We start from the raw sequence: 9,566 nt of genomic DNA, 5'->3' as shown, positions 1-9,566 counted from the left end.
GCCCCCGCACTGGCCCGGCGGCCTCACCGTCGCCCTCCACCCCCTTCCCGTCACCCACACCGACACCGGAATCCTGCTCCAGCTCCGGGAGGAATACGACACACGGGACGGCACCCCGGCGGGCATCACCGGCGAATTGATCCACGACCACGCCCTTTGCGACCGGAAAACCGCAGAACGTCTCATAGCCGCCTTCAAGGACCGGCTCACCGCGCTGTGCGCCGACCCCGACGCCCCGATCGTCCTGAACGGGCCGGAAGGGGAAAGTCACGGCAATTCCGGGGCGATATCACGGCCTCGGTGAAGGGGAAAGTGAAGATCTCGCCTCTTGTGTCACAGACGCCGCCCACACCCGGGCGGCGTCTCCTTTTCCGCCCCCTTATCCACGGGCCCGGCGCGGGCCCGCGCGGGAAGGGGGTTTGGCACAGCACGAATCCCGCTGCTCGGCGCCTGTTCCGGGGCCCGGGGAAAACTCCGCTATTTCAGCCACGCCAGAAACAGTGGCTCGCCGCCGGACGCCTGGATATGTTGCCGTGGCGGGGGTTCGTGCTCCCGTTCGAGCGAATGGCCTAGGGGGAGAACACGTGATCAGCGAAGCCGTGGAGGACACCGTACGGCGAGCACGCGCGGCCCAGGCGCACGCGGCGTCCTGGACCCAGGAACAGGCGGACGAGGCCGCGGTGGCCGCCGGCTGGCACTGCTACCGGGAAGGCACCGCACGCCGGCTGGCCCGCCTCAGCTTCGAGGAGACCGGACTCGGCAACGTCGAGGACCTCTACGCCCTCCAGCGCCGCCGCACCCTGGGCATCCTGCGCGACCTGCACGGCGCGCGAACCGTCGGCGTCGTCGACGAACAGCCGGACCTCGGCCTGGTGCGGATCGCGAAACCGCTCGGCGTCATCGCCGTCGCGAGCCCCGCCACCGCCCCCGCGCCCGGCATCATCTGCAACGCGCTGCCCATGCTGAAGACCCGCAACGCCGTCGTGTTCAGCCCCCACCCGCGCGCCGAGCGCGCCGCACGGGCCGTCGTCGACGTCCTGCGCGAAGGGCTCGCCGAGGTCGGCGCCCCCGAGGACCTCGTGCAGTGCCTGCCCGAGGCGGGCCGCGAGAGCGGCACCCGGCTCATGGCGGCGGCCGACTTCGTCGTCGCGATCGGCGGGGCGGGCACCGTCCGCCGCGCCCACCACAGCGGAACCCCCGCGATCGGCGCGGGAGTCGGCAACCCCACCGTCATCGTCGACGAGACCGCCGACCTCGCCGACGCCATCGGCAAGATCCACAGCGGCGCCGGCTTCAACAACGGCACCTCCTGCTCCTCCGAGAGCAACGTGCTCGTCCACTCCTCCCTCGCCGCCGCCTTCGAGGAAGGGCTCGTCCACGCGGGCGCGCACCTGTGCGACGCCGCCGAGGCGGCCCGGCTGACCGCGCTGCTGTGGCCGGACGGCACCACCCTGAACCGGACGGTGATCGGCCGCTCCGTCGCCGAGATCGCCCCCGCCGCGGGCATCGCCCTCGACCAGCCCGAGAAGGTCTCGGTCCTCGTCCTGCCCTGCCCCGACCCCGCGCGGGCCGGCGCCGTCCTGCGCGAGAAGATCTCACCGGTGCTGACGACGGCCCGCTACGACGACTTCGACGAGGCGATCCGGCTCGTCAAGGACATCTCCGAGCGCTGCGGCGGACGCGGCCACAGCTGCGCCGTGCACACCCGGGACGCCGCGCGCGTCCTCAGGCTCGCGGAGGCGGTCGACAGCTGCCGGGTCGTCGTCAACCAGTCGACCATGACCAACACGGGCAGCTTCGACAGCGGCGTCCCTTTCACCACCACCCTCGCCGGCGGCACCTGGGGCGGCTCCGGCGTCTCCGGCAACGTCACCTGGCGGCACTTCCTCAACCACACCACCGTCTCCCGGCCGATCCCGGCCCGCGTCCCCGACGAGGCCGTCGTCTTCGCCGGGTACCGGCACGGCGCCTGACGGGGAGCGGACGTGCCGATCAGCAGGATCAACGGGATCGACCTGAGCTTCGAGGACACCGGACACGGCGAACCCGTCGTCATGGTCATGGGCTCCGGCTCCGCGGGCCGCGCCTGGCACCTGCACCAGGTGCCCGCCCTGGTCGCCGCCGGCTACCGGGTCGTCACCTTCAACAACCGCGGCATACCGCCGACCAGCCCGTGCGCGGACGGCTTCACGATCGACGACCTGGTCGCCGACACCGCCGCCCTCGCCGACCACCTCGGCCTCGGGCCGTGCAGGTTCGTCGGCACCTCGCTCGGCGCGCACATCACCCAGGAACTCTGCCTGGCCCGGCCCGACCTGGTCACCGACGCCGTCCTGATGGCGACCCGCGGACGCACCGACGTCTTCCGCCGCGCCCACGCCCGCGCCGAACGGGAGTTCCACGACCTCGGCCGGGAACTGCCGCCCCGCTACGCCGCGACCCTGCGCGCCCTCCAGTACCTCTCCCCGGCCTCGCTCGACGAGGACAAGGAGATCCAGGACTGGCTGGACATCTTCGAGGTCGCCCCCGTCGCCCACTCCGGGGGCCACCGCGCCCAGATGGACATCGACATCACCACCAGCCGCCTCGCCGCCTACCGCGCCATCCGCGCCCGCTGTCTGGTCATCGGCTTCGCCGACGACCTCGTCCTGCCGCCGCACCTCGCCCGCGAGGTCGCCGCCGCCATCCCCGGCGCCCGCTGGACCGAGATCGCCGACGCCGGCCACTACGGCTACCTGGAGCGTCCCGACCAGGTCAACGCGGCGCTGCTGGAGTTCTTCGCCGGGCGCGGCTGATCCGTTTTCCGCACGTCGCTCCGACCCGGGCGGCACTGTGTCGCGCGGGCCGGTGGCGAGCCATGAAACCCCCACTTCAAGGAAGGGAAACACCCCATGGAGAACCCGTTCGACGACGAGAACGGCACCTTCTACGTCCTGGTCAACGACGAGAACCAGCACTCGCTGTGGCCCGTCTTCGCCGAGGTGCCGGCCGGCTGGAAGGTCGTCTTCGGCGAGGACACCCGCGCGGCGTGCCTGGAGTACGTCGAGGAGAACTGGACGGACATGCGGCCCACGAGCCTCATCAAGGAGATGGAGGCCAACGAGGCCGCCCGCGCCGCCCGGGCCGCGCAGGAGGCGGCATCCAGCCCGGCGGCCGGTGCCGCCGTCTGACACACCGGGCTCCTCGCGCAGGAGCCGTACGGGGGTGCCCCGGGCGATGTCCCGGGGCACCCCCGCGTTCCCTGGACGTCGCCGTCACTGCACGTCGCGCCGGACGGGGACCAGCAGAGCGACGAGGACGGCGGCCAGGGCGTACGCGGCGAGCAGGAAGCCGCCGCCGACCGGGGAGAGCAGGGAGATCGCGCTGGTCGAGGTCTGCTCGGCGAGCGCGTCCGCGACGTAGGTGAAACCGGTCAGCGAGGCCGTCGCGCCGCCGGGGAGCAGCGGGTAGAGGACGTTCACGCCGGGGATCGCCATGAGGAGCGTCTCGCCCATGTAGAGGTAGCCGACCACGAGGGCCAGCGCGGCGATCTGGTGGCGGATCAGCGCGCCCATCCCGACGCCGAGCAGCGTGTACACGGCCATCGCGACCGCGAGCCGCAGCAGCAGGACCAGGACGTCGCCGCCGGCCATGCCCAGCGGCACGCCGCGCGCGGCGGCGGCGCCGAACAGGGCGAGCCCCGCCGTACCGGTCAGGACCAGGCCGTAGACCAGGCCGGCGACGCCGTACGTGACGAGCTTCGCGGTGAGGACCTGCCAGCGGCGGGGGGCGAACAGGAAGGTGAAGTTGACCGTTCGGTGGCGGTACTCGGAGGTCACGGCGACCGTGCCGAGCGCGGCCGGGACGAACACCGTGTAGCTGAGGAAGCCGAGGACCGCTCGGGTGCCCTCCGCGGTGTCCAGGGCGGGCAGCGGGGGATCGAAGTTCTCAGGGCCGACGAGGCCGAGCAGGCCGACGAGGCCGCCGCCGAAGGCGCAGGCGGTGAGGAGGGCGCCGAGCCAGAGGCGGGTGGCGGTGAGGCGGCGGAACTCGGCTCGGACCAGGTTGCTCATCGCCGGCTCCCTTCGTGATCGGCGGGGGTCTTGTCCGGCTGGTCCCCGTCCGCGGTGAGCCGGAGGAACAGCTCCTCCAGCCCGACGTTCTCGGTGACCAGTTCGTGCACGCGCAGGCCGGCCGCCAGGGCGGTGTCCGCGACCTGTTCGGAGCTGAGTCCGCGCACCCGCAGCCAGCCGTCCCGGGCGGGCTCGACCTGCCCCGCCGGGAGGGCCGCGGCGAGCGCCTCGCCGTCGGGGGAGCGGACCAGGACGGCGGGGCGCACCGCCCGGGTCAGCTCCGCCAGCGGCCCGGCCGCGACCAGTCGGCCGCGCCGGATGACGATGACGTCGTCCACGATCTGCTGGACCTCGCTGAGGACGTGGCTGGAGACCAGGACCGTGCGCCCCTCGGCGGCGAGGGTGCGCAGGAAGCGGCGCAGCCAGGCGATGCCCTCCGGGTCGAGGCCGTTGCTCGGCTCGTCGAGGAGCAGCACCCGGGGGTCGCCTAGCAGGGCCGTCGCGAGGCTCAGGCGCTGGCGCATACCGGTGGAGAACTCGCGGGTCGGGCGGTGCGCGGCGCCCGCGAGCCCCAGCCGCTCCAGCAGTTCGTCCGCGCGGGAGTCGGGGTAGCCGCCCATCGCGGCGTAGACCCGCAGGTGGCGGCGGGCCGTCTGGGCGGGGTGGAAGGCGGACGCGTCCAGGACGGCGCCGACGGTCTCGGAGGGTCTCGACAGCTGCGCGTAGCGCTTCCCGCCGATCGTCGCGCTGCCCGAGGTGGGGGCGACGAGTCCGAGGATCATCCGCATCGTGGTGGTCTTGCCCGCGCCGTTGGGGCCGAGGAAGCCGGTGACCACGCCGGGCTCGACGCGGAAGCCGAGCCCTTCCACCGCGGTCACCGGGCCGAACCTCTTCGTCAGGTCCGTGACCTCGATCCGCTGTCCGGCAGCCGTCACGCCGCGCTCCCGGACCCCTGCGTGATCCGCCGGGCCAGGTCCGCGGCGTTCTCGACGGAGACCACGATCTCGTCGAACTCGCCGCCGGACGCCTCCTTGTCGAGCAGGACGCGCAGCCCCGGTTCACCGCGCCGGGCCGCCACGAGCTGGCGGGGGCCGGTGAAGATGCCCCAGGTGCCGATCTTGGTGAACGCGGACTGGTAGCCGTTGCGTGCGCCGTGCGCGGCCTTGAACGGCCGCTCCACCAGGGTGACTTCCCGGACGGACGCCAGCGGCACCGTCACGTCCTCCCTCCCCGTCCAGCGGCTCTCGCGTTCGGTGAACTCGACCGTCAGCCGGGTCCCGGAAACCTTTACCGCTGCCATGGCGATCCTCCTCGCCCCTGTTCCTTCAGGAACTGTCGTGCGGGAACTGTCGTGAGCGTCTGTTCTAGTAGATGTATATCAGATAGGATCTGCCTCGTGCACCTGATTCTCGACCTCGACAGCGAGACGCCGATCTATCAGCAGATCCGTGACCGGGTGGTGGAAGCCATCGCGGAGGGACTGCTCGTGGCGGGCGCCTCGCTGCCCTCCACGCGGCAGCTCGCGGGGGACCTCGCCATCAACTTCCACACCGTGAACAAGGCGTACGACCTGCTGCGGCGTGAGGGCATCATCCGGATCAACCGCAAGAGCGGGGCCGTGGTGCGCCCCGATCCCGGGCACGGGCCGGTGGAGGCGCAGGCGGTCGCCGACTGGGAGCGGCGGGCGCGGACGCTCCTCGCGGAGGCGGTGGTGCGGGGGATCCCCCGGGAGGAGATCGTCGAGCGCGTACGGCTGACGCTGGAGGGGTTCGGGGCACAGGAGCCGGAGAGGCCGGAGAAGCTGGAGAAGGGGGACGGGAGCGAAGGGCTCGACGGTCCCGGCGGGTACGGCGGTGCGCGGTGAGGCGGCGCCGGGGTGTGCGGGTGGGCGCGGACCGTGCTCCTGCCGCGTGCCGCCGTACGGGACGTGCCGTGCGGGGCGGCGCGCGACAGGAGAGGACCGCGTGGCCGGCGCGTGACAGGAGGGGGGTCGCGCGGTCGGGTACGCGGTGCGGCGGGTCAGGCCGCTTCGGCGTGCTTGGGCCAGTGGAAGCCCATGGACAGGGCGATGCCGAGCGGGGTGAGGGTGTGGATCGCGGACGTCCTGGTCCGGGTCGTCGAGATCAGCCCGGCGTTGCGCAGTACCGTCGCGTGCTGGCTCGCGGAGCCCGCGGAGATGCCGACGTGATGGGCGAGTTCGGTCGTCGTACGGCTCTCGGCCAGCGCCTGGAGCACGGCCGAGCGGGTGCTGCCCACCAGCGAGGCCAGCGACTGCTCCGGCGGTGCGAAGGTCCACAGCGCCGTCGCCACCAGGGGGTTGGGCACCGCGGGATAGACCAGGACCGGTGGTTTCTCGGGCTCCTCCTCGTTCAGGAAGAGGCGCGGCGAGCCGCTCAGGAAGAGCGAGGGCACCAGGACGATCCCGCTCCCCGACAGCCGTACCTCACCGGAGTGCCGGCTCGGGACGGTCAGTACCGGAGGGCGCCATCTCATCTTGCGGTTGAGTGCCCCGAAGACCTGGTGCAGGCCGCCCGTGAACATCAGCCGGCCGCAGGACTCCCGCTCGCTCTCCAGATAGCTGAGCGCGCGGGGCCAGTACGGCCGGATCGCGGCCTCCTGGAACTCCCTGAGGCCGCAGGTGAGATGGCGCAGCCGGGGGGCGGGTATCCCCTCGGTGCTCAGCTCCGTCTTGACGGTGTCCGGCGCGGTGACCCGCAGCGAGACGAGGTCGGGCGAGGAGGCCAGGGACTCCGCCAGGTTGAGGAAGTGGGGCAGTCGCCGTATGTACTCGGAGCGCACGCCCCTGCGCCAGCCGGCGTAGGCGTCGTTGGCGTTGTGGCGCAGGACCTCGAGGGCGAATAACGACTCGGCCGTCGGGCCGAGCGTCTTGAGGAGCCGGAAATTCGCCACGTCGTCGAAGGTGAAATGTATCTGTAGTCCGTGTGTTCTTCTCTCATTCGCTCTGCTGTGCTGTCCTCGTTGAGCATGCCTGAGCATTTATACCCATCCTCATTCAGCTCGTGGCGAGGTGCATGAATCGCAAGATTCGAAGCCCCCGTTGTTACTGCAGCGTTTCGGCATATGCCCGTGACCACTTCGTGGCTGCTGCACGGGCACGACTCGGCCACGTTTAGTGTACAACAAGTCGTCCTTGTTGACAGAGGGGTGGAGGAGTTGTTCCGGTTCGAGTTGTCCGCCTGCTGGGCATTTGCTGCGAGTACTCATTGGTAGAACCCTGCAAATTGCCTCGGCGCGTGATGGACCGTCAGATTTCCGGGGTCGGTACCGATTCGATTAACACCTTCAGGAACCCCGATTGACCTGCGGGTTTCTGAATCCGCCGAACCCTGTTGCCCGCCGGTCGCCCATGCGGGATTCTGACTGGGCCGAGGCGGCGTGCTCGTGCGTTCACCCACCGTCCGTCCGGCAATCGACCCCCGGGCGTGCGCGACAGCCGCCCTATTTCCGCATCACGACGGCAGCGGACGAATTGGTCCCGACCAACGTACGCGTGCCAATGAACCGCGGAATTATGGAGAGGATGTCGTGAAGGCTGCTCGTCTGTCGGAAACCTTCCGTCGGCTGGTGCGCAGGCACCGGGTCCCCGGTGCGCAACTGGCGCTGTACCACGACGGCGAACTCACCGAATGCGTCGTCGGCCAGGAATCACTGCGCACCGGCCGACCGGTCACCCCGGAATCCGTGTTCCCCTACGGATCGGTCACCAAGTTCCATACGGCCGCCCTGACCATGCAGTTCGTTTCCGACGGCGATCTCGACCTCGACGAGCCGCTCGCCGGGCTCGTCCCCGAACTGCGCCGGCCCCCCGGCCACGCACTCGGCGCCGCGACCGTCCGTCAGCTCCTCAGCCACACCGCGGGACTCGCCGACACCGTCGACTGCCCCGACATGCGAGGGCCGTCCTACCAACGGTGGGCGGCTGCCTGCGCCGAGACACCCGGACTCTTCGGCCCCGGTCTCGCGTTCTCCTACTCCAACGCCGGGTACTGCCTGATGGGGCGGGTCCTCGAATGCGCGTCGGGGATGGACTGGTGGACGGCGCTGGAGACCTGCCTCCTCCATCCCCTGGGCGTGACACCGGCGTTCCTGCACGATCCGCGCCCCGGCGCTCCCGCCCACCGGGTCACGGACGGTCATGCCGTACGGCTCGATGCGAGCGGCGACGGTGGTGTCGAACCTGTCGACCACCTCATCCCTCTGTCGACGGCCGCCGCCGGGGCCCTCGCCGGCAGCGCCACCGCTCTCGTCACCGCCGCCCGTCTCCATCTCGACGACCGCTCCGGAGTACTGGACAAGGACGCCGCCGCCGAGATGCGTGCCCTCGTGCCGGGAGCCGAACCCTACGGGCTCGCCGACGGCTGGGCACTCGGTCTCATGGCCCACCACGGCACCGACGGCACCACCTGGCTCGGCCACGACGGCGCCGTCGCGGGCTCCTCCTGCCACCTTCGCCTGCACCCCGGGACGAACACCGCCCTCGCGCTGACCGCGAACGCCACGACCGGCGGCCGGCTCTGGGACGACCTGCTCGGCGAACTCCGCGCGCAGGGGCTGGACATCGGCCACTACGCCCTGCCGCACCCGGACACCCCGCACGTCGAGGATCCCGCCGAGTACGTCGGCGAGTACACCAACGGCGACCTGACGCTCGTCGTGGTCGCGGATCCCTCCGGGCTCTTCCTCACTCGCCGGGACTACTTCGACTCCCGGCTCGTGATCCACCAGGACGACCGCTTCGTCGCCCGCGACACGGAGCTCGACTCCGTCCCCGTCGTCGGGCGGTTCGTCCGGGAGCGGGCGGAGGGGCCCGTCACGCTCCTCCAGTACGGCGGACGCGCGCTGGCGCGCCGCTAGGCGTACGGGCCGGTGCCGCCCTCCGCGTGTTGCCGCCTTTGTCCCCACCCCGTCCAAGTCGCAAGGTGATCAGGAGTCATGACGATGCGTGAGGTTCGTGAGTCCGGGCGGTCTGTGGTGGAGGTGTTCGGGGAGCGGGTGGTGGAGGCGCCGGATGCGGTGGCGGTGGTGTGTGGGGAAGTGGTGTTGACGTATGGGGAGTTGGCGGAGCGGTCGGACCGGTTGGCTCGGGTGTTGGCGGGGCGTGGGATCGGTGTTGAGTCGCGGGTCGGGTTGTCGCTCGGGCGGTCTGCTGACCTGGTCGTTGCGATGCTGGGGGTGCTGAAGGTCGGGGCGGCGTACGTTCCGCTGAATCCGGCGTTTCCGGAAGAGCGTGTGCGTCAAGTTCTGGCGGATGCGGGTGTTGAGCTGGTGCTCGGTGAAGTCGCGGGGCCGGAGGGGGAGTTGCCGGTTCCGTCGGGTGGCTCCTTGGCGTATGTGATGTTCACGTCCGGCTCGACCGGGCGGCCGAAGGGGGTCGCTGTCACGCAGAGTGCTGTGGTGGCGTTGGCTGCTGATGCGCGGTTCGCGGGGCATGAGCGGGTGTTGTTCCATTCGCCGCACTCTTTCGATGCCGCGACGTACGAGATCTGGGTGCCG

At 71.1% G+C, this 9,566-nt stretch carries 10 protein-coding genes and 1 pseudogene; 7 read left to right on the top strand and 4 right to left on the bottom strand.

Going from position 1 to position 9,566, the window contains the following annotated elements; translation table 11 throughout:
• The 4 genes from AOK24_RS01480 to AOK24_RS01465 form a co-directional block, all read left to right on the top strand.
• Positions 1 to 304 (top strand): hypothetical protein (locus AOK24_RS01480; protein WP_055718205.1); only part of this gene is annotated, 304 nt, incomplete at its 5' end.
• Positions 305 to 584: 280 nt separating this feature from the next.
• On the top strand, positions 585 to 1,973 hold the full coding sequence (locus tag AOK24_RS01475; RefSeq protein WP_055718204.1) for an aldehyde dehydrogenase family protein: 1,389 nt from the start codon (positions 585 to 587) through the stop codon (positions 1,971 to 1,973).
• A gap of 12 nt (positions 1,974 to 1,985) precedes the next feature.
• Complete coding sequence (locus AOK24_RS01470; protein WP_055718203.1) at positions 1,986 to 2,795, top strand: alpha/beta fold hydrolase; 810 nt, start codon at positions 1,986 to 1,988, stop codon at positions 2,793 to 2,795.
• A 96-nt stretch (positions 2,796 to 2,891) separates the two neighbouring features.
• On the top strand, positions 2,892 to 3,170 hold the full coding sequence (locus tag AOK24_RS01465; RefSeq protein ID WP_055718202.1) for an MbtH family protein: 279 nt from the start codon (positions 2,892 to 2,894) through the stop codon (positions 3,168 to 3,170).
• A gap of 84 nt (positions 3,171 to 3,254) precedes the next feature.
• Here AOK24_RS01465 and AOK24_RS01460 read toward each other — a convergent pair whose 3' ends face one another.
• The 3 genes from AOK24_RS01460 to AOK24_RS01450 are packed head-to-tail and all read right to left on the bottom strand — an operon-like array spanning position 3,255 to position 5,352.
• Positions 3,255 to 4,052 (bottom strand): ABC transporter permease, encoded by a 798-nt coding sequence (locus AOK24_RS01460; protein WP_055718201.1) that lies wholly within the window; start codon positions 4,050 to 4,052, stop codon positions 3,255 to 3,257.
• On the bottom strand, positions 4,049 to 4,987 hold the full coding sequence (locus AOK24_RS01455; protein WP_055718200.1) for an ABC transporter ATP-binding protein: 939 nt from the start codon (positions 4,985 to 4,987) through the stop codon (positions 4,049 to 4,051). Before AOK24_RS01455 ends, AOK24_RS01460 begins: the two co-directional genes overlap by 4 nt.
• On the bottom strand, positions 4,984 to 5,352 hold the full coding sequence (locus AOK24_RS01450; RefSeq protein WP_055718199.1) for a hypothetical protein: 369 nt from the start codon (positions 5,350 to 5,352) through the stop codon (positions 4,984 to 4,986). Before AOK24_RS01450 ends, AOK24_RS01455 begins: the two co-directional genes overlap by 4 nt.
• Positions 5,353 to 5,448: 96 nt before the next feature.
• Between AOK24_RS01450 and AOK24_RS01445 the strand changes: the two genes are divergently transcribed.
• Positions 5,449 to 5,916 carry a GntR family transcriptional regulator gene (locus tag AOK24_RS01445; RefSeq protein ID WP_063799369.1) on the top strand — a complete coding sequence of 156 codons (468 nt, stop codon included), beginning with the start codon at positions 5,449 to 5,451 and terminating at the stop codon, positions 5,914 to 5,916.
• A 155-nt stretch (positions 5,917 to 6,071) separates the two neighbouring features.
• Here the strand turns inward: AOK24_RS01445 and AOK24_RS01440 are convergent, their stop codons facing one another.
• Positions 6,072 to 6,962: an ArsR/SmtB family transcription factor gene (locus tag AOK24_RS01440; protein ID WP_055718198.1), complete on the bottom strand. Its 891-nt coding sequence runs from the start codon at positions 6,960 to 6,962 to the stop codon at positions 6,072 to 6,074.
• Positions 6,963 to 7,598: 636 nt separating this feature from the next.
• Between AOK24_RS01440 and AOK24_RS01435 the strand changes: the two genes are divergently transcribed.
• Positions 7,599 to 8,927: a serine hydrolase domain-containing protein gene (locus AOK24_RS01435; RefSeq protein WP_055718197.1), complete on the top strand. Its 1,329-nt coding sequence runs from the start codon at positions 7,599 to 7,601 to the stop codon at positions 8,925 to 8,927.
• 111 nt (positions 8,928 to 9,038) lie between these two features.
• Positions 9,039 to 9,566 (top strand): annotated as a pseudogene (locus AOK24_RS01430) (AMP-binding protein); the annotation flags it as partial.

The organism is Streptomyces niveiscabiei (genome assembly GCF_001419795.1).
Classification (GTDB): Bacteria; Actinomycetota; Actinomycetes; order Streptomycetales; family Streptomycetaceae; genus Streptomyces; species Streptomyces niveiscabiei.
This window is presented reverse-complemented; position numbering and strand designations above follow the sequence as displayed.